Below are 20189 nucleotides of genomic sequence, written 5' to 3'. Positions count from 1 at the left end.
CATCGCGCAGCCGGGAACGCGAACGTCCGCATAATCCGTCGCATTCTCCAGCGGTTTCGCCTGTTCCGTTCCACCCACTGCGTACGAGACCAGGCCTGCCTGGCGCCAAGGATGTGGGGCCGACCAAGGGGGTCCGCCGATCAAAGGAGTCCTCAGCAACCGCGCCCACGGGGACGGAAACCCCAGGCATTACAACGACGGGCTCGGACATCACCAGCGGAGTGCGCCAGCGCCTCCTCGAAGTCCCGAAACCAACATCAACTTCACCGCAGATGCGCAATCTGTCACCGACCACCGGCTCTTTGCTACTTTTGAGCGGTTGAAGGCGGCTTTGGGATGGTTGGGCATCCTGGTTCGGGCGTGAACGCCTCGAGGCGCCCCGACAGCAATCGCGCCGGGTGCGCATACCGCATACATCGGTGGCGACGCTCGATCGATGGTGGTGGGACCCACTGTGCGTGCACAATGCCAGCGCTCGCAGCCGAGCCGTACCGCAGCTCGCAATCACAAGCGCGCCCGCGCCGAAGCTCGCACGCCGACACTCGCTCCGTCGCTCGCCGGACCACCGAGGAGCGATGACAGGCGAATCATGGACGCCTCGCTCGGTTAGGGTTCGAAAGCGTGGAGGCACTGGAACTAGCCGACTGGCGCGAGCGGGTTACGCGCATGTACCTGTCCGGGCTCGACCTAGCAGAATTTCGTGTGGCCAGGGACCGGCTGTTCGCCGAACACCCACAGTCACCTATTCCGGCAGACGACCGTGCCACCTTCGCCGGCCTGCGCTACTTTCCGGACAACCCGACGGCGGTGGTCGAGGCACCACTCATGCCAGCCGACGGTCAACTGGAGATCGACACGGGTGGGCCGGAAGGCGTCGTGCGGTACCGGCGGGCAGGCCGGGCGCTAACGCGGTGGGGTCGCCAGGCGGTGGGATCCGACGCGACTGGACCGAACAGCGCAGCCTGGTCACGCAGCACGGCCAGATCCGAGATGGCCTCACCGCCGTCGGCGAGCATTACCGCCAGGTCGACCGCGACCCGGCCCGGGTCGTGCACACCGCGCCGTTGCCGCAACCCAGCCAGCGCGTCGCTGCACGCCTCGGTCAAGCCGGTCACCTCGGCGACGTCTGCCAGCAGCCGGGCGCCGGCGTGGCCAACCACGCCACGCCCGTCGGCACTCACAATGATCTTCGGACGCGTTCCGGTAGCCTTCACCACGCAGGTGCCTTCCGTCCGGGATGGATAAGACCCTCAGCAAGTCCTATCTTCCCAGCTCAGAAGGCACCTCTTCTATCTTGATCCACTATGTGAGCGGCCCTAATGAAGGGCTGAGGCTAGGCTGCTCTCCTGGTCCGGGTGGTGTCAGCACTGACCTACAAGCGGTGCTGGTGGAGACCTCCAAAGCCACATCGTCGAACACTGGGACGTGGTACAGGAAGAAGTACCCGCCAACCAGACCCTCAGCGGCAACTCAATGATCTGACAACAAGGCTCAGTGGGGCACCCTCCGGCCCGCAGGGCGGCATCGGCTGGCGCGGGCGGGGCCAAGCCGAGGTTAGCGCGGCGGTGACCGTGCGGCGGCTGACTTGATACCTGCGGGCGATAGCACGGATGGACATGCCGGTGCGCGCGTCACGCCGGATCGCCACATGCAGGTCAATCATCGACATCGACATCGACATCTACCTCGACCTCGACCTCGACCGGCTCGCGTCCGACCCGCCGATGCTCGCATCGGATCAGGTGGCGCCGAAACTGCCAGACATCTAATTGACCCGATCGAGGAGACGATCGGGGTGGTGCCCCGAAGAGACGAACAAACAAACCCCAGCTCAGACCTCGGGCGCGGTTCCTGGGGCGTCGCGGAGTGCCTGCCGGATCGGGTTGATCGGCGGAATCCCGCTCAGCCCGCTCGGATGCGGGTAGAGGCGGCAGGCAAGACCCGGCGGCTGCCCGGCGCCCGGAAACGGATCACGGCCGTTGATCAGGATGGTGGGTGAGCCGAGGAACCTGAGCCGGGTGGCGTCCTCGTCGGTGTCGACCGTGACGGTGGTGACTGGAACGTCGGTCAGGCCGGCCTCGTCCAGCGCCTGCCGGAGGACCGCCGCGGCCGGCTCCGCGTGCGGGCAGTGGGGCACCGTCAGCAGTTGCACGAGCATGGCCATATTGTCGCTCGCGGCTCAAAGGTGGACCGCCAGCACGGGCCGTCGGCCCGGCGGCGGGTCACCGGGCAGCCAGTTCGGCGGCGACCTCGAGCAAGCCGGGTTCGTCGAGGGATTCCTGCACGCAACGGGCGAACAGCCACTGGCGCAGCCGGTCGGGGTCGAGGTCGAGCAGGCCGGCCATCCTGCAGGTCAGGCCGACCGGGTCAGCGGTCAGGCGCTGCTCGCAGTTGAGCAGGTGTTGCACCGGATCGTAGGTGGGATCGCCGAGGTAGGGCTTCGGGTCGATGACCAGCCAGGGTTCGCGATCGGCGGCGAGGATGTTCCCGGCGTGCAGGTCGGTAGCCAGCAGCACCTGCCGGTCGGCGGTGGCCGGCAGGGTGCGCCACCGTTCGAACGCGGCGCGGGCCAGCCCGGGATCGACCCGGCCGGGTGTGTCGGCCAGGCGCTGCTGGAACTCAGCGGCCCAGCTGTCGGCCATGACCTGCAATGGCCGGAACGTCCCGGGGTCGGCGGGCGCCTGCCAGAGCTGTTTCAGCAGCCCGGCGACGACCCGGTCCTGTTCGACCTCGGGCAGCGTCTCGCCCAGGGCGATGCCGGGACGGCAGCGTTCGAGCAGCAGCACCGACGTGCCGGCGATGGTCGCGTCCGCGTACAGGCGCACCACGCCGCCGCCGTCCCAAGCGCGTAGCCCGGCGGCTTCGTCGCGGGCCTCGTCGTGCCGCCAGGCCAGCTTGAGCACCAGATCCCGGCCGTCGCGGTCGCGGGCCGGGGCCACCCACGCGCTGCGACCGCCCGGCTGGAACGGCGGCCCGACCGTCAACGACCAGCGTCCGGCGACCTCGTCGACCAACCGGGGCAGCCCGGCCAGCCAGGCGTCCCGCTGCGGCGACCGGTCCGAGCGGACGCTGTCGACCAGATTCTCCGGCAGCACGAAGCCGGTCACGCCCGCCATCATGCCCGGTGTTCAGGAGTCGGTTTTCCGGTCGAGTTCGGCGGCGCTCTTCGCGCCACGCTCGCGCAGCCAGGCGATCACGTCGGTGGCGCCGCTGCGGACGGCGGCGTCCAGCGGGTCAGGTTTTCCCAACCGGGGATCCAGTCGAGGTCGGCGCCCTGCCCGAGCAGGAACCGGGCGGCCTGCAACTGGCCGCCGTGGCAGGCGCCCCAGAACAGGTCACCGACCTCGGCAGGCTCCGGCCGGGCAGGCCCGGCGAAAGACCCGTGGAGTTGGTCGAGGATGCCGAGCGTCGCGGCGTGCCGCAACGTCGAGTGCGCGCCGCGTTCGACCAGCCGACGCGCGGCCCGCCACTGCGTGAACGCGGTCGCGTCGTCCAAAGGTGTGCCACCACCGATCCCGCACCCGGCGCGTCGATCTGCGCACCCGCGTCCAGCAGCGCGTCCAGCACGGGAACGTCGTCGCTGCTGGCGGCCCAGTGCAGCGGCGTCTCGGTGTGCGGGCCTGTGAACCGGGCGTTCACGTCCGCGCCCGCCTCGACCAGCGCCGCCACCGTCGCCGACCCATTCGGGTAATGCCCGGGCCAGTCCGTGACCACGTGCAGCAAGGTCCGGGACATGTCACCGTCGGGTCGGCGGTCGTAGTCGCCGAGCCGGGCCGTGGCCAGGTCCGGCCGCTCGGCCAGCAGCCGCCGCAACGCCGCGACATCACCGGTGTGGATAGCCCGCCACCGCCGCGACCGCGAGCGGATCTTCGGTGTCGAGAACGAGCACGTCGGCTCCCACGCCGCTCACCCTAGACCTCCGCCATCGAACAGTGCGACAACATAACCTTGTCACGGGTCGGCGCGACAACATAACTTTGTCGCATGGCCATCGACCGGCCCGAGGGCTTCGACCAGCTCGTCGCGGAGGTTCAGCAGCGGGCGGCCACCGCGGAACCGGCTGCGCTGCTCGACGCCGCCGCCGCGGTCAGCGCCGAGCACGCCGCCGACGCCGACCGGCTCTTGGACCACTTCGTCGCGCACGCCCGTGGCTCCGGCATGTCATGGACCGACATCGGCGCCCGCCTCGGTGTCACCAAACAGGCCGCCCGGCAACGCTTCACCCCCACGCCGGCCGTCGCCATGCCGTTCGCCGCCCACCCCGCACCCCGGCTGCAAGCCTGCCTCGACCAGGCCGCTCAGGAAGCCCGCGCCCACGGCACCGACGAGATCGGCACCCACCACTTGCTCGCGGGCCTGCTCACCGAAGGCGTCGCCGCGGCCATCCTCGAACGCCTCGGCGTTCACGCCGAACAGATCCGCACCGCGGCACACAACCTGTTCGGCCCACCCACCCCCACGCCCAGCGACAACACCCCACGGATGTCGACCGAGGCGACCTGCGCCCTCGACATCGCCGCGCAGCACGCCGCCGCCAACACCACCGGCACCACCCCACCCGAGGTTCGCACCGAACACCTGCTCGCCGCGCTCGCGCTGGACCCCGGCGGCCGCGCCCGCCGCGTCCTCAACGAACTGCACGTCGACATCGCCGCCATCAAACGCGAGCTGCAATGTCACATCAGCGTCAACCTCACCCGCCCGGCCCGCTGGTGGAAACGCCGGTCAACCGGCCACGCCTGCTCATTCTGCGGACGACCCAGCACACCCGACCAACTCGTCAACGGGCCCGGCATTGCCATCTGCCGCCCCTGCGTCGCCCTCGCGACCGAAATCCTCGCCGCCCGCCAAGCCAGCGAGCAGACGGCCCAGGCTAGACCGAGTTGATCCGGCACCGGCTCAAGGACGGTCGGGCCGCCAGCATCGGGCGGCGCCGGGGCGTAGGTCAACGACGGTGGTTGGCGTGCAAGCGGCTCAGCATCCGGTGGGGCGTTGGACCCATTCGACCCGGCCACCGACCTCGACCGGGCAGGTCTGGTAGGTGTTGCCGCCCTGGTCTTGAAGGTATTCCATCCATGCGGCGGCGAGCTCGGTGGCGGTGAAAGGGTTGGCGTCGCGGCGTAGCTCGGCGATCCAGGCCTGGCGTTTCGGCACCGCTTGGTCGTCCAGTGTCCCGACGCTGAAGCGGATGGTGGTGGGGTTGAACAGGCCGGAGTTGTTTGCCCAGTCGAGGAAGAATTCGAGGTCCGCGACGGCGCCGGTCCGGTCGCCGGCTAGGGACCGGGCGATGGCGCGGCTGTTGCGGATGGGGCCGGAGTCTGGGGACAGCGCTACCGCGTGGTCGCAGGCGGGTAGCACCTCCCGTGGGTAGCGGCTGACCGCGCCGTGCAAGCAGACGAGGTTGGCGAGTTCGGGGTCGTCGTTGTCGTCGAGGCGGGCCAGTCGGGTCGCTTCCCGGTAGGCCGACGAGGTGCCGGACGCGTCTTTGGTGTTGAGGCGGGACTGTGCGACGTCGAGCCAGTGCCGGACAACGGATCCGTCGACCGCGACGTCGGGACAGACCTGAGTCTTGCCGAGCGTGTACGTCTCGATCAGGTGGTAGTCCAGGTTGCGCGGCACGATGTGACAGGCGCGGTGTTGCCACTCGGCCAGGTCGTAGCCGCGGGTGGTGACGCTCGTGGGTGCGTGGGAGCCGCTTCCCTTCGCCACCGATATCAGCTCCGGCCGGACCGGGTCGAAGGTGATCGCCATGATGCTGGCCGGTTCCGTGAAGCGGGGGAAGGCGGCCAGGGTCGCGGCGTCCCAGAGTGCGAGGCGGTAGTTGGTCGTGGTCGTCGCGAGGTAGGTTCCATCGGGGCTGAACGCCAGGCCGGGCTCGTAGTTGGCGCTGTCGTTGCGGAGCGCGGCGACCTGCCGCTGGGCGTCGGTGTTCCAGAGGCGCACGGTGTTGTCGGTGCCGTTCGAGGCCAGGCGATGGTGCTTGGGCTGAAATGCCAGGGCGGTGATTTCGCCTTCGTGCCGCATCGGATCGCCGACGCGGTGCCCGTCGCGCAGGTCCCACAGCAGGATGGTCTTGTCCTTGCCGCCGGCGGCGAGTAGTTGCCCGTCGGAGCTGACCGCGAGAGTGGTCACGTCGTCGTGTGCCGGGAGTGTGTGTCGCAGCTTGCGGGCGTTGAGGTCCCACACCCAGATCTGCCCGTTGGCGCCCACGGCGACGGTGCCGAGGTCGGGGCTGAACGCGAGACCCTTGGCGGTCAACGTTCGCCCGTCACAGATCAGGGATCGGCACGGGACGGCGGCGTCCAAAGGGTCGCCGAGGGCGGTCCACGTGCTGGTGTCCCATCGGGCGATGTTTCCGGACGAGGAGGCGGCCAGCAGGACCCGGCCGTCGGGGCTGAATTTGAGGACGTTGAGGTAGCACGGGTGGTAGGGGCCTTTGAATTGCTCGAGGCTGTGCGGGCACACCGGTGCCACCGCGAACCGCTTGGTGGTTTGGCGGGTCTGCCGGTCGACGACGGTGACGATGCCGTCCCCGCCGCCGAGGACGATGTTCTTGCCGTCCGGGCTGACGGCGACACTGCGCGGCTCGGAGTCCGCGACGTGAAACGACGAGCCGGTGTGCGTGTCGATACCGAGCGACCAGAGCGTGATGACGTTGAGCTGGTTGCCGGTCGCGAGTTGCTGGCCGTCGGGGCTGAACGCCAACGCCGTGACCGGGGAGTCGTACGCCGAGAACGTGCGCGGCCTGGCGCGGAGGTCGCTGGCGTTCCACACGGTGGCACGACCGTCTTGGCCGGCGGTGGCGACGTGTGCGCCGTCCGGGCTGAACCGGACGGCGCGGACCATCCCTCGATGGCCCTGCCAGGACGCCGACAGGCGACGGTTGGCGACGTCCCATAGCTGGATCTGGCCGCCGCGGGTGCCGGCGAGTATCCGGGAGCCGTCCGCGCTGAAGTCGACCGCCATGATCTCCTTGCCGCCGGCGACGAGCGGACCGCCGATGGCCTTGCCGGTGCTGGTGTCCCACAGCTGGATGAACCCTTGCGCGCAGGTGTCGTTTCCGATCGCCCCGTCTTGCAGGCAACCGCTTCCGGCCAGGACTGTCCCGCTCATCGTGGTCGCCATGACGTACCGGGGATACCGCAGCGACCAGACGCGTCGCCAGGTGGCCGGATCCCACACAGTGAACTCGACGCCGCCCGACACGCAGGACGTCGGGCAGGTCAACAAACCGAGCCGGCCGCTGGCGTCGAAGGCAACGAGTTGTCCGTCGAGGCGCCCGCCTGGGCCGAGGGAAGGCATGCCGGTGGCCAGGTCCCACACAGCACTGTTTCCCACCCCGGTGGAGGCCAGGCGGGCACCGTCGCGGCTGAGCGCGAGATCCTGGATACCCCCCCGGTTGAGGTAGTGCGGGGTGCCGAGCACCTGCCGGCGTCCGGTGGCCGGCTTCCACCGGATGATCTTGCCGTCGTCGCCGGCCGAGAAGAGGTCGCCCGTTTCCTTGTCGTACTCCAGGTCGCTGATGCCGGACGAGGCCGAGGGCGAGGAGGAGAAGAACTTGTCGGCGGAGTGGCCGGTGAGGATACGGTCCAGGTAGGGCTGGGCCTGCAGTGCCTCGTACAGGGCGGTGCGGGTCGCCTCGGTCGCACGCATGTCCGCGGCGGTGAGGGCGAGCAGCAGGGCCCGCTGCGGATCACGAAGGCTGGCCGTTGAGGTGGTGCTCTGCGACGCCAGAAGGCTGGCGAGCCGGTCGTAGGCCAGATTGGCGTTGCGTCGCGCCGAGTCTCTCTGCACCCAGGCCACCCCGCCGAGTACCGTGACCGTGACCGTGAGCATGGCGAGGATGAAACGCACGACGCGCCTGCGCCGCCTTCTGGCGCGGTCCAGGCGGATGTCCTCGCTTTCGAGGTCGTCCATCGGGCGGCCGTGCACCGCCGACGCCAACCGCACCGCCTCCGTGCGAAAGTGACCGTGGCGCTGAGACAGCTGGTCCGTGGTGCGGGCAAACCGGAAGTCGGCGCACAGTGGCTCATGTGGAAACCGGCCGGCCAGGATCGTAGGCAGCGCGGTGGTGGCGTCCCAGTCGAAATCGCCGCCGGCCGCGTCCCAGGCGAACTGCCCATCGGTCACCGCGATCAGCAACGTGTCGATGGACCGGTGATCCAGCCACCACTGCACCTCTTTCGTGACCCATGGCGAGGCGGCCGCGTCCGGTGAGGCGAGCAGGATCAGGTAGCGGGAGTCGGCCAAGGCCCGTTCGATCGTCGGCCAGAGCGACGCGGTGATCTCCAAGGTCGTCTTGTCGCGGTAGACGCGCAGCGCCCGGATCCGGTAGCGGGGCCGGGCGATCTGGTGCAGTGCCCGATGGATGGCCGGTGCCAGCAGGTCATCCGCGGCGTGGCTGTACGAGATGAAAGCGTCGTACCGGAACACGGCCTCCATCACGCCGCGGCACACACGGCGATGGAACCGACGGTCCTGACCGACGGCCCGAGGTTCGTGGCATGCACGTACCAGCCTTGAGGGCTCGGACGCGAGTCGGTGTAGAAGAGTTGGAAGGCATCCGCGGTCGTGCCGCTGGAGCGGGAGGACCCGCCGCCGGTAACGACCGTCCCCGAAGGACACACGGCGAAGGTGTCCCAACCCTCGTACGGTTGCACCGTGAACGAACGCGTGATCACCTGCTGCCCCGGCATGTTGGCGCACACCGCGAAGACGGTGACGGGACAGGCGAACGGGTCGTCGTTGGCCGCATGCACCTGCCAGGACTCCGGTGCGGCACCGGGTCCGGAGTAGACGACCCGCTCCGCGAACGCGTCGACGCGGTAGCCGCCGCCGGTGACCACCGACCCCACCGGACAGACCGCGGCCGCTCCGCCTTGCCCGCCCGGCGCGATGGTGAAGGTGAAGCTCACTGTCCGCTGCCCGGGAGTGTTGGCGCACACGGCGAAGGCGTAGACGGTACGGGCCTCGGCTGTCCCGTTGCTCACGTGCACGATCCAGCCCTGCTGAAACTGGTACGGAGCGGAGGTGTCGATGTCGTGGTACGGGTTGCCGTCACCGATGTAGCCGCCGCCGGTAACGACCGTCCCGGCTGGACAGCGGGCGACGGTGTCCCAGCCGGTACGAGGTTGGCCCGTTGACGACGCCGTCACGATCTGCTGGCCGCTGGTCGGCAGGTCGGCGAAAAGTAGCCGGTTGGGCGTGCCGGCACCGGCGTTGGCGATAACGCCGGTGCTCGCCCGGCTCACGATGGCGTTGGCGACCGTGGCCGGCGTGGCGGTCGGATTCTGCTGCAGGTACTTGGCGACGGCTCCGGCGACGTGCGGTGCCGCCATCGACGTACCACTGCCGAGGCCGGAAGCCGTGTCACTGGTCCAGACCGCTGACGTGATGTTCGTCCCCGGCGCGAACAGGTCAACGCACGGCCCGAAGTTCGACGTGCCGGATCGCGTGTCGGTGACGTCCGAGTTCGCCACGGTGATCACCGCGGGAATCGCGGCCGGCGTCTTGTGGCAGGCGTCGTCGTTGTTGTTTCCCGCGGACGCCACGATCTGAATGCCCGCCGCGATCAGGTTGCGCACCGCCGTGTCGATCACCAACGTGGCGATCGAGTCGGGATAGTCGCGCGGATCCCACCCCGCGCTCAGGTTTACCACCGCGGGACGCTGAGCGTGCAACCGCACCCAGTCCAGACCCGCCGCGACCCGCGACGGCGGCGCCTTGCCGTTGCAGTCCAGGACCCGCACCGCGTGGATCGTCACGGTCTTGGCCACGCCGTACGTCGTCCCGCCGAGCGTGCCAGCCACGTGCGTGCCATGCCCGGTACAGTCCGCGCCGTTGCGGCCGTCCCCGACGAAATCCGCCGCGACCGAGGCTCGACCGCCGAAGTCGACGTGCGTCCGCCTGATCCCGGTGTCCAGCACGTACGCGTGCACGCCAGTGCCACCAGCCCAGTAGGCGTACTTGTAGTTGAGCGGCCGGGCACGCTGATCGACACGGTCCAGACCCCACGACGGCGGACTGCTCTGGACGATGTCCGCGCCGCCCACGATGTCCTGCACGACGAGGCGCACGGCTGGGTCACGGCTCAACTCGCGGGCACGGGCCTCCGCCATCCGCACCGCGAAGCCCTCCAGCACCGCCCGGTAGACGTAGGTAACCGTGCCCGGGAATCGCGCCATCAACCGAGCTCGCGTCGCCTCAGCCGCACCGGGCGACGACGGCTTCAGGACCACGACATAGCTGTCCGGCACAGCGTTACGAATCGCCGCCACAAACCCCGGCGCCGACGCCGCGGAGGCAGGCGCCGCCGCAGCGGGAACCGCGAGCATCGCGGCGAAGAAGACACACACCATCCGCGCACCGGCCATCCTCATGCGCCAACGCTAGGGAGGCGGACCAGGAAAAGCCGTCGGATCAACGACAGCCCCGGAGAGAACCAGCGACTGGAACGCAACGGTGACGTCCGCCCGGGAAATACGAGTTCATTCACCACGATCAGCGAGGGGCCAGCCGCCGCTGAGGTCCGGCTGCACGGCGTGCTGATCCGCCAGCCGTTACCGCGACGGACCTGGTCCGGGCGGGTCTGCTGGCGATTGGCGATAATGCCCGCCTCCACCCGAGCGCCGTGTTCGTGCCGGCCGACATGCTCGGCACCCTGCGGCACATCGTGCTGGGCGCCCGGGTCACCGTGGGTGCGTTCGCGGTGATCCACGGCGGCGCCCGGGTCAGTGGCGACGTCAAGCTCGGCCACCGGGTGATCGTCGGCGAGCCGGAGTACGGGTATGCGATGGGGCAGGTCTACCAGGGCGTCGGCGACACCACCACGATCGGGGCAGGCGCGGTCGTCCGGGCCGGCGCCGCCCTCTACGCCGACGTCCAGGTTGGTGAGGATTCCACGATTGGGCATAACACGCTGCTGCGCACCAACGTGGTCGTCGGCTCGGGCACGCAGCTTGCCGCGAACCTCACTGTGGAGCGCGGCGCCTGCATCGGTGACGGAGTGCGCTGCTCCCCGGGTTCGCATTTGACCGCGGACACGATCGTGGCGGACAAGGTTTTCCTTGGCGCCGGGTCCGTACCGTCAACGACAAGCAGCTGATCTGGCGTGACCCGGACAACGAGCAGCCTCTCGATCCACCGGTGTTCGAGTACGGCTGTAAGGTCGGCTCCGGCGCCGTCCTACTCGCCGGGATCAGGATCGGGACGCGGGCGCTGGTCGGCGCCGGCTCGGTGGTCACCCGCGACGTCGCCCCGGACGCGATCGTCTATGGGGTACCGGCACGCCAGCATGGCCAGGTGACACCATGACCACCGCCCTTGCGTGGCTGGAGCCGTTGCGCTCCAGCACCCCGGAGCTGGACCACGCGGCGTGGGATCGCTTGCGGCGGCTGGCCGAGCATCTCGCGGAACAGGTTAGCGGCGCGCCACAGGTCGGCGACCGGCCGGCGCGCACGCGGTGGCTGCTGGATCTGCGTCGCCGCTTGGCCGGACACGGCCACCACACGGCTTCTGGTCCCAGCGGGCTGGTCTGGCAGACCCTCGCCCAGTTCTGCGCCGGGTTCCACGACCTGGACCTGCGCGACGCCACCGGACCTGGCCACGGCGCGATGATTCTCGCCGACGCCACCGAGACGACCGCTGCGACCTGGCGGGCACGGTTTGTCCGTGGCGACCTGGTGGGCATTGCCGCGACCGAACGGCACGGCGGTTCCCGGGTCCAGGAGATCACCACCCGAGCGAGGCTGCACCGCGACGGCCGGTGGAGGGTCAGCGGGGAAAAGTGCTGGGTCTCCCGGCTGGTCGAATCCGCCGGGTTCGTCGTGTTCCTCCGCGACCCGGATGGCCGGATCACCGCGGCGGTCGTCGACGCCGGCGACCGCGGGCTGGAGCGGGAAGTGATCGAGCCGTTCGGGCTGGGCGGCTGGTCCTGGGGTGTGCTGCGGCCGCACGACGTGCCGGTCGACCCAGCCGCTGTCGCCGCCACCGACGGCGCTCCGTGGCAGCCCGGCGAGCGCGAGCAGCTCCTGGTCGCCACGGCTGTGCCGGCTGGCCTGCCGCCATCCACGATCCGTGAGCTGCGCCAGTTCCTCATCGACTTTGAGGCCCAGCGCCCTCGCACTACACCACGCCGGCGCTACGGCTGGCGGCTGGCCGAGGAAGCGCCGCTTCCAGGTGCGTGACTCCCACGATGAGACGGCTCTACGCGCGCATCATAAAATGCCACTTATGGGCGGCTTCAAAGCCGAGTGCGAGTACATCCTGTGGGCAGCAACGGCCCCGTCGACGCCACCGCCCCAAGCACTACGCGTTCTGTGACGCGGAAGAGCTCGAGACCCTCCGTGCCCTGTTTGAGCGGATCGACACCAGTCGTTGGCCCGAGGCTTGAGCGCTGCAGGGTCACGGAGCGCAGGGTGTCGTCCGCATACTCCAGCCGGATGGCCGAGCTCGCCGATCCGCACGATCAGCCGACCCGCACGGACGGCGACACGAGAGTGCACCGATCTTCGGCGGGGATCCACATTCCCCGCCGCGTCGTCGAACTCGACCGCTGGGCGTCGGCAGCACTCCCGCCCCCATCTGCGCGCGGAATGTCTTAGTCTGAGACAAAAGCCCAGCATTGGTGTTTTGGGCTTTTCGGCGTTATTCCGTCGACGCGTCGAAAAGGCTGAGACCCGAAGCCGGTCGTTTCGCTGTTCATCAACCCCGCGGCCCGCCCGAACCGGACAAACGAGCACAGCAAACCGATCTTGCAATCGTGTAGACGCCTCCTGCCCAGAAGCCGAGTAGCAACAGAACGCATACAGGAGGTGCCGATGTCCGCCGGATGGGGTTTGGCCGCTACCACCGCCGCCTTGGCGATCGCCGTCGTGCGCGATCTTGTAGCTCTCTATCGCAGTCGGAACCGTCATGCATCGGTTGAGCGACTAGCAGGCAAGGTCCCTCCGGGCACATATATCCTTGAGAAGGACGGCGACGCTGAGATCCGAATCGTTGTCGGCAATCCGACGACAGCGTCAACGGACACGGGCCAAGGCGAGCCGGCAGCATGACTCCTGTGCAGCAGGAAGGTCGCGACGGCGGGGACATAACCCAGACGCCGAGACTTTTGCGGCCTTCTATAGACAAACCGCGATTGAGACGTTACGAAGCGTTCGTCGAAACATGCCCAAACAGCCCGAAGCTGCGAAGGACGTGACCCAGGACTCCTACCTCGCGATGTGGAAAATATGGCCCACTCGGAGGGATCGAACAGCCGAAGAAAACGTTCGTTACCTCAAAGGGATCGCAGCTCGCAAGGCGATCGACTGGTATCGAAGTCATCAGCCGGTCGCGTCTTTAGACGGGGATCACACATTCGGCACCGAGGACACCGGCTTCACCCAGGTCGAAGATGAGATCGCGATCCTCCAGACGGTACGCACGATCGTCGAGGGCATGGCGCCTGTCATGCGGGCCGTGGCCAACATGTACCTGATGGATGGTTGCACCGCCGCCGAGATCGCGCGCACGCTTGGTATCGCTTCGTCGACCGTCCGCACGCACATCCAACGCATACGCAAGGTTCTCAGCCCATACGTCCAGGCCGGGTCAACCCGCAGCCATGAAGGAGGCGAGCTGTCGTGACTACCGAGGACGACGCCGCCCGGGACCTCCTGCGGCGGGCATACGAAGCGAACGCGGACCCGATCGACTTTGACGTTGAGGTCGGCCTCGCCGACGTGCTGCGGCGGGCGGGGACATCAAGCACCCCGGCAGGCATGACCATCAGCGACCTGCAAACAGATGCGATCTCCGAGCCGGACACGGCGCCCAGCGTCGACCAGGCAGCGAGAAGCGTCACGGCGGCCGAACCGACCTCAGACGCCAACCCACTCCGCCGGCAGGACGCTCAGCAGTCCAGTCTCCGTACCGTCCTAGTGTGTGTCCGGACGCCGCTCGCGGCGCAGACCGTCGCATCCGCCGCCGCCCGTCTCGGGATGAGCAGTATCGTGCGTACCGCCGTGTCCGAGACCGAGGCCTTGCTCCGGCTGGCCGAGCGCCCCGCCGACATAATCCTCGCCGATACCGCCCTCACCAGGCGGGACAGCGTCGGCTTCACCCGGCGGGCCCTAGCGCGGGCGCCCAGGGCGGTGCTCATCCTCTTCGGCGCCGAAGACCCGCGTGTGGCGGCCGCCGCGATCGCCGCCGGTGCGCGTGGCGTGCTCCGCGGCGGTGGTGATCACGACCTGGTGAGCATCGTCGCCAAGGCGCTGCTGCTCTGCCTGCCCACACCGGCCCAACCAACTGTCCCGGAGCCAGCAATCTCCCGGACCAGCGGAGCCATCGCGATCGCCGCCGGCCAGTCCACCCCGCCGCTCTCCCGCACCCAACCGCCCTCGTTGGTGCCGGTACAGCGCGGTGACCACGTCGACGTCGGCCCAGGCGGGCCTGGCCGCCCACCCAATGCCGAACCCAACACCGGCCCAAGTTGGCGGGTCGGCCCACGCGCCGGCGACCGGCCCGAGGTAGTGGCGAGGCGCATGACGCTCACGGAACGCGAGATGCAAGTGCTGCGCGGCATGGCCGACGGCAAGAGCAACGCCGAGATCGGCCGCGAACTCTTCGTCTCTGAAGATACGATCAAGACCCACATCCGGCGCCTATTTCGCAAGCTGGGCGCTCGCGACCGCGCCCACGCGGTGGCCGCCGGTTTTCGTGCGGGCCTAGTCGCCTGACAAGGTCCACAAGCCTTACCGGACCACATCGTCAGACCGTCGAGCGTCCCTACTATCGGAGTTGCGCTGACAGAGAAGCGATCTCGTCTCGCGTCGTAGCATTGGACATGGCGGCGTAGTCGCCCCATCCGCAAACACGGCTGCGCCGCCTTCGCACGCCTGCGACCTCATCGGCGGACCACAACCCCGCCAGCCGCCCAGCCTCATGGAAGCAGGCGCTGTTGCGAACACGCAGGAACTACCGCATGCCTACCAGGCCGTCCGCCCTGGGACCCACCCAAGAAAGGATCACCCGAGAACGCACTCTCATGCCGATGAGCGTGCACCTCCGTTGTCAATCCGGTGTGCCGGATATTGGGCGGGTAACAGTGCACGCGGCCGACGCCATTTGCTGATCACTCACGAGTGCTACGTGACGGTCGGCGGCATCCGCGGTGTCGTCGGCGGGTGGCGGTAAAGCGAACTCCGTCATTGGCGGTCGGTCGGTTTTGATACCGCCTTGCGATACGTCGCGAACAAGCTGGTGGCGTCCGGAATACCGGCCGATTCCGCGCGCCGAAGCCACTGATCGGCTTCTTCAATTTTCCCCAGGCTGATTAGAATGGCACTGAGAAATACCATCGCGGTACCGTACTGGGCATCGGCCGCACGCCGCATCCACACCTCAGCATGATGAAAGTCGCCTTGGTCGCCAAATCGTCGCCCTAGGGCGGTCATAGCGGCCGGATCGTACTGCGCGGCCCGTTGCAGCCACCGCTCAGCCTCCGCGGTCTCTCCACGGTGCAGTAGCAGGCGGTGCAACATCCACATCCCCATCACATCTCCGGTGTCAGCCACCTTGCGCGCGATCCGCTCGGCGCGAGGGAATTCGCCGCGGTCGGCGTAGATGGCAGCCAACCCCAGGGACGCGCGCGCCTGTCCAGTGTCGGCGGCGCGGCGTAACAGCGGCTCTGCCCGATCGGGTTCCCGCTGCGAGATGGCAAGCATCGTGAGACCTTCAGGGTCGCCGGCGTCGGAGGCACGTTTCGCCCACTGAGCGGCTTCGTCGACCGCATCGCGCTCGCTGAGCAACGAGGCGAGCCGCACCATAGCCATCGGGTAACCTGTGTTCGCGGCCTGCCGCAGCCAGTGCTCCGCTTCGCTGTCGGCCCCGGTACGGCGCTGCAGCAGCGCCAGAGTGGTCATCGACCCGACGTCACCTGCGGCCGCTCCCTGCCGCAGCAATAGCTCGGCCTCGCCTGTCTCCCCACGGCTCATTAGCAGGTAGCCGAGCGGACCTAACGTAGGCGTACAACCGGCGTCCACCGAACGCCGCAGCCACTGCTCACCCTCGTCCACACGCCCGATGCTGGCGAGCCGCATACCAAGCTTCATCATCGCCCATGGATGGCCTCGGTCCGCGCCGATGCGCCAGGTGCGCTCGCCGATATCGGGCCGTTGAGCCTGGTCCGCCGCCAGTCCGATGCGCACCAGCTGATCGTCATCGGCGACCTCGGACAGGACACGCCAGACCTCGTCTGGCACCTGGGCTGAGCCGATAGGCCCATCGCCGACAGCAGTCCGATCGTGCAGGTAGTCGGACGCCTGGTAGGTACGCCCGACCAGGGGCAGCAGGCAGGAGCTCGCGCCCATTACAGGCCGGGAGGCCCACTCCAGCGCGGCGTCGAGACTCGGAAGGTCGCCGCGTTTCCGCCAGGATTGGTGAAGGTACCCACTGTGCAGGGCTTCGAGTACCGACGAGGGCACCGGGTCGACCCAACCCGCCCGCCGGCAGTCGACGGCGGCGCTGATCACGGCCCGTCCGACTTCGAATAGCGCGCCCTCGCCGAACGACCAGCGCTCCAACAGGGCCGGCCCGGCCGCCAGGCTCTCGCCGAATCCGTACTCTCCGCCGAGCGCGTCGCGCACGGCGTCGTCGGCGACCGATCGTGCCCGGTCGCGTTCCGCCTCGGTCAGATGCGACGAAACGGCAATCAACCGACGCCGGTCGATCTGCGCCAGTAGCCGAGCTCCCATGTCCGCGGCCTCTGGAGCGTCGTGGTCCCGCAACCGCGGAACCTCCGCGCGTCGGCTGAGCTCGGCGTCGCGGATTGTGGCGATTACTACCACATCGTGGTGGGAAGGTGAGCACAGACGCTGGAAAAGCGGCGTGTCCAGGCCGCCCGGGCCCAAGAAGCGTTCGAGGTCGTCGAGCCACACCACGGCATTCGAAGGACGGACCTCAGCGAAGGTGCGCAACGCTGCGGGGCCGTCCGGCGCAAATAGCCGATGGCCCCGACGGAGGCTGCGAACCGCCTCCACGGCACTGCGGGTCTTGCCCGAAGCAGCCGGTCCATGGAGGCACACGAAGCCACCCTGGGCGATGAGCCACCTCAGATCGCCGTCAAAATCGCGCTCGACGTAGGTTGGTAGCGCGGACGCGGCCCCCAACCTGGAGCCGACAGCGGGTTTGACGCCGAGGCGAATCTGGTCCAGCGCGGCGTCTACCGGAACGGCGTAATCGACAAGATCAAAGAGGACGGCCGAACCTCTCCTGACCGGAACGCTCTCGGCCCGCAATTGCAGCAGTTCCACCACGAGGGCGAGTAACCCGGCGAATCCACCGACGATGCCCATCAACTGGCTGGCGCGCTCTAACTGGGGCACAAAGATCCAAAGGCCAACTGCCGTAACAACGAGAACAGCCGCGAGCACGATCAAAGATCGAATCCAACGCGAGCTTCGCCCCAGACGCATCAACCTATTGTTCACTCAAGCGCAAATCGGCTGCTACCAGCGGACATGGCAGACAATTCGGCGCAAGGGCTTTTGACGGGCCGGTAGCCGACCGAGTTGCACCATTGCACATCCTCTGCCGCAGACAACGCGCTCTGCAGCAGGGCGAACGCCCGTAACTGGCTGTCGATGCCCAGCGGCCACGTGCCATGATCTTGTTGTCCCGACAACAGGCACACCGGGGTGCCCGAGGCCGCAGGCCAAACCGGTAGCTGTACGAGACGACGGACGGGACTGTCGTGCGCGTGATGTACGAACGGCATCCTGAATAGTCGCTACCAGACCCGGTGTAGCAACGCGCACTCAACTGCCGCGATCCGCTCGCTACAAAGTGTGACGAAGCGGCCCAGATTTGACGCCGGCAGGAACTCGTCGCGGTCCGGTGTGGCACCGTGTTGTCTCGTGGACGAGTGTTGATCGTTCGTGCCGGCGCGTTCGGCGTGAAGGTGCGGCCGGCGGGGGAGTGGCTGTGTCTTGGGTCACCCTTCTTCGCGTTTGTGCTGGTCAGCCCCGCGCTGCGTTGGGATGAAGCAGATACACTGCGGGCTCGTACTACGAAGTACACGTCCCACATCGAGTCCGCTGTGCACGCTCGGTGGTCAGATGCGGATGTGTGGCGGTGACGTTGGACTTGCTGCCCCGGACCGGCCACGTCGGGTTGATCGGCAGGAGCCGAGGCGCCTGCATCGAACGAAAGTCTGTTGAGTCTTGAACTGAGCCGGACAACGATCAGGTTGTGACGCACGAGTTTGGAATCTATGAGCAGGTCTTGCCGATGGGCTGGATCGGTGATCGACCGGCTGACTATGGCGTCGCCGGACAGGTCGGGGCCAATACTCCGAGCTTGTGGCAGCGCGTGGTCGTCGATCGGAAGCTGGTCTGCGGTGTCAATGTGACGATGCAGCAACGAGGGTTCACCGTCTACAACGTGCGCGGCTGGCCGCCTGGCATGCCCAACTACGGCGGGGGCTGGTACCGCACCGTCGGCCAGGCCGCCGCGGCTGAACTGCCCGCCCTCGTCCAACGGCTGCGGCTCGTCAATGCTCACATAGCGCTCTTGCACTGCGCGGCGATGCACCATGACAACCAATCACCCCCGGTCCTGCGAGTACGCAGCAGCGACCTGTACCGCTACGAGCCCAGCGAGGACGGCACGGACGGGTGGTGGGTTGGGCAGGGCCGGTCGGAGCCGTCACTTATCGGCCCGGCCGACGGCATGCGTATCAACGACGCATTGCCTCTTGCTGTCGCCGAGGCCGCGCTCGACTGGCTCGACGTCGTTGTGGCAAGGGACGCGCTGGTTGACTTCGCCCGCCTGAACCAGGGGCAGGACGCGCTTGGCACGCAGGACTTCAGCACAGCGCTCGACGCGTTGTGGCAGATCTGCGAATCTCGGCTGCACAAACTGGCGGCCGAGCACCACCTAAACGTCAGAGCGCGGGCCGCGGTCAGCGAAGTCATGAGGAAATTGGACCAGCGTGTGCTCCTGCCGGCTGGCGTCAAGGATCGGCTCGACCAGGTAAGGGAAGAGCGCAACGCACTGCTTCATCAAGGCGCGGAGCCGAGCGCCGAAACCGCTCACGAATGCCTCAGTCTCGCGACGGAATTGCTCAAAACGGTTGTTCCGGACCTTGCAACGCGCGCCCCGAAACATATGTTCCTGTTGCAGTGAGCCATTTTCATCGCGGGGGTGGGCCACCTCGGGTCCTGGTCAGCGAGGGTGTGTCGGTGCTCCACATAGGACGAGACTCCCGGTAGGACAGCAGTCGACCAAGAACGACAGCCCTGTCCAGGAGTCTCGTTGCTCACGTATGTTGCCACCATCCCGTTGTCCACACGCAGCCTGACGCGCCTTGCCGAGCTGATCCGAGCCCGACGCGTCGAGCTGGGCGGCCGTTGGCGGCGGCTGCCAGCACACGAGCAGGCGCTGATGACGCTCGCCCACCTACGCAACGGCGACACGCTCGCCCGGTTAGCGGTTGGGTTCGCGGTATCGGTCAGCACCGTGTGGCGGTACCTACGCGAGGCGATCGACCTGCTCGCCGCCATTGCCCCGGACCTTACCCAGGCGGCCGTCCGCGCCAGGCGGCTGGCTTACGCGATCATCGACGGCACGCTGATCCCGATCGACCGGGTTGCCGACCAGCGGCCTTACTACTCGGGAAAGCACAAACGGCACGGCGTGAACGTGCAGATCCTGGCCGACCCAGCCGGCCGGCTCGTATGGGCATCACCCGCGTTGCCCGGCGCGGTCCACGACCTGACCGCCGCCCGTACCCACGGCCTGATCGACGCCCTGACCAGCGGCGAGGTGATGACGTTCGCGGACAAGGCGTACCAAGGCGCTGGCGGCACCATCTGGACGCCGTTCAAACGACAGCCGAAGCGGCCGCGGCTGTCCAAGCGGCAAAGGTCGGTCAACCGGCAACACGCCAAGATCCGCGCCCTCGGCGAACGTGCGGTAGCCACCCTCAAGACCTGGAAAGTGCTGGCCAAACTGCACTGCAGCCCGCACCGCGCCACCGCCATCGTCCGAGCGATCCTCGTCCTCCAACACACCGAAGACGACCGCTACCCACGATGAAAATGGCTCAGTAGCTCCGCAGTCCGCCGCACCGGACTCGCGCGGGCGCCCTTGCGGCCAGGCACGAACCCGCGACGTCGGCCTTCGGCAGCCTGTGCTGCGACCGTCGA

The 20189-nt window shown here is 68.1% G+C and carries 15 protein-coding genes and 2 pseudogenes; 9 read left to right on the top strand and 8 right to left on the bottom strand.

What is annotated here, in order from left to right:
• Positions 1 to 917 precede the first annotated feature (917 nt).
• Positions 918 to 1214: pseudogene (locus tag Phou_RS07680) on the bottom strand (transposase); the annotation flags it as partial.
• A 396-nt stretch (positions 1215 to 1610) separates the two neighbouring features.
• Here Phou_RS07680 and Phou_RS07675 point away from each other — a divergent pair.
• A complete protein-coding gene (locus Phou_RS07675) occupies positions 1611 to 1769 on the top strand; it encodes a hypothetical protein (RefSeq protein ID WP_173054818.1) in 159 nt (52 codons plus the stop codon).
• Positions 1770 to 1831: 62 nt separating this feature from the next.
• Here Phou_RS07675 and Phou_RS07670 read toward each other — a convergent pair whose 3' ends face one another.
• The 4 genes and pseudogenes from Phou_RS07670 to Phou_RS55365 form a co-directional block, all read right to left on the bottom strand.
• Positions 1832 to 2158, bottom strand: coding sequence for a DF family (seleno)protein (locus Phou_RS07670; protein WP_173054816.1), 327 nt, complete (start codon positions 2156 to 2158; stop codon positions 1832 to 1834).
• Positions 2159 to 2222: 64 nt separating this feature from the next.
• Positions 2223 to 3107, bottom strand: a complete 885-nt coding sequence (locus Phou_RS07665) for an aminoglycoside phosphotransferase family protein (protein ID WP_218578848.1) — start codon at positions 3105 to 3107, stop codon at positions 2223 to 2225.
• 86 nt (positions 3108 to 3193) lie between these two features.
• Positions 3194 to 3496, bottom strand: a complete 303-nt coding sequence (locus Phou_RS52335) for a hypothetical protein (protein ID WP_246273373.1) — start codon at positions 3494 to 3496, stop codon at positions 3194 to 3196.
• Between the two features lie 65 nt (positions 3497 to 3561).
• A pseudogene (locus Phou_RS55365) lies at positions 3562 to 3735 on the bottom strand (ankyrin repeat domain-containing protein); the annotation flags it as partial.
• A gap of 249 nt (positions 3736 to 3984) precedes the next feature.
• Here Phou_RS55365 and Phou_RS07655 point away from each other — a divergent pair.
• Positions 3985 to 4887 (top strand): ClpX C4-type zinc finger protein, encoded by a 903-nt coding sequence (locus Phou_RS07655; protein ID WP_173054814.1) that lies wholly within the window; start codon positions 3985 to 3987, stop codon positions 4885 to 4887.
• An 87-nt stretch (positions 4888 to 4974) separates the two neighbouring features.
• On the opposite strand, the gene Phou_RS07650 is transcribed toward Phou_RS07655, so the two are convergent.
• Together Phou_RS07650 and Phou_RS07645 are read right to left on the bottom strand one after the other, a co-directional pair.
• The gene (locus Phou_RS07650; RefSeq protein ID WP_173054812.1) at positions 4975 to 8442 is read right to left on the bottom strand and encodes a TIR domain-containing protein; all 3468 of its coding nucleotides are present in this window, start codon (positions 8440 to 8442) and stop codon (positions 4975 to 4977) included.
• Complete coding sequence (locus Phou_RS07645) at positions 8442 to 10334, bottom strand: S8 family peptidase (protein WP_281365062.1); 1893 nt, start codon at positions 10332 to 10334, stop codon at positions 8442 to 8444. Before Phou_RS07645 ends, Phou_RS07650 begins: the two co-directional genes overlap by 1 nt.
• A gap of 296 nt (positions 10335 to 10630) precedes the next feature.
• On the opposite strand from Phou_RS07645, the gene Phou_RS54350 reads away from it, so the two are divergent.
• The 5 genes from Phou_RS54350 (at position 10631) to Phou_RS07620 (ending at position 14720) form a co-directional block, all read left to right on the top strand.
• Positions 10631 to 11104, top strand: coding sequence for a hypothetical protein (locus tag Phou_RS54350; protein WP_173054808.1), 474 nt, complete (start codon positions 10631 to 10633; stop codon positions 11102 to 11104).
• Between the two features lie 41 nt (positions 11105 to 11145).
• Entirely contained in the window at positions 11146 to 11313 is a 168-nt protein-coding gene (locus tag Phou_RS54345) for an LbetaH domain-containing protein (protein ID WP_281365009.1), read from the top strand.
• Positions 11310 to 12185 (top strand): acyl-CoA dehydrogenase family protein, encoded by an 876-nt coding sequence (locus tag Phou_RS07630; protein ID WP_173054806.1) that lies wholly within the window; start codon positions 11310 to 11312, stop codon positions 12183 to 12185. The genes Phou_RS54345 and Phou_RS07630 overlap by 4 nt, the downstream gene beginning before the upstream one ends.
• A gap of 778 nt (positions 12186 to 12963) precedes the next feature.
• Positions 12964 to 13629, top strand: a complete 666-nt coding sequence (locus Phou_RS07625; protein WP_308784421.1) for an RNA polymerase sigma factor — start codon at positions 12964 to 12966, stop codon at positions 13627 to 13629.
• A 293-nt stretch (positions 13630 to 13922) separates the two neighbouring features.
• Entirely contained in the window at positions 13923 to 14720 is a 798-nt protein-coding gene (locus tag Phou_RS07620; RefSeq protein ID WP_246273738.1) for a response regulator transcription factor, read from the top strand.
• Between the two features lie 468 nt (positions 14721 to 15188).
• Here Phou_RS07620 and Phou_RS07615 read toward each other — a convergent pair whose 3' ends face one another.
• Complete coding sequence (locus Phou_RS07615) at positions 15189 to 17420, bottom strand: tetratricopeptide repeat protein (RefSeq protein WP_173054802.1); 2232 nt, start codon at positions 17418 to 17420, stop codon at positions 15189 to 15191.
• Positions 17421 to 18231: 811 nt separating this feature from the next.
• Between Phou_RS07615 and Phou_RS07610 the strand changes: the two genes are divergently transcribed.
• Both Phou_RS07610 and Phou_RS07605 read left to right on the top strand, forming a co-directional pair.
• Complete coding sequence (locus Phou_RS07610; RefSeq protein WP_173054800.1) at positions 18232 to 19167, top strand: hypothetical protein; 936 nt, start codon at positions 18232 to 18234, stop codon at positions 19165 to 19167.
• A 129-nt stretch (positions 19168 to 19296) separates the two neighbouring features.
• Entirely contained in the window at positions 19297 to 20079 is a 783-nt protein-coding gene (locus tag Phou_RS07605; protein WP_173054798.1) for a transposase family protein, read from the top strand.
• Positions 20080 to 20189: the final 110 nt, after the last annotated feature.

The organism is Phytohabitans houttuyneae, from assembly GCF_011764425.1.
Classification (GTDB): Bacteria; Actinomycetota; Actinomycetes; order Mycobacteriales; family Micromonosporaceae; genus Phytohabitans; species Phytohabitans houttuyneae.
Note: the sequence above shows the minus strand (reverse complement) of the source record. Positions and strands in the feature narration are given on the sequence as shown.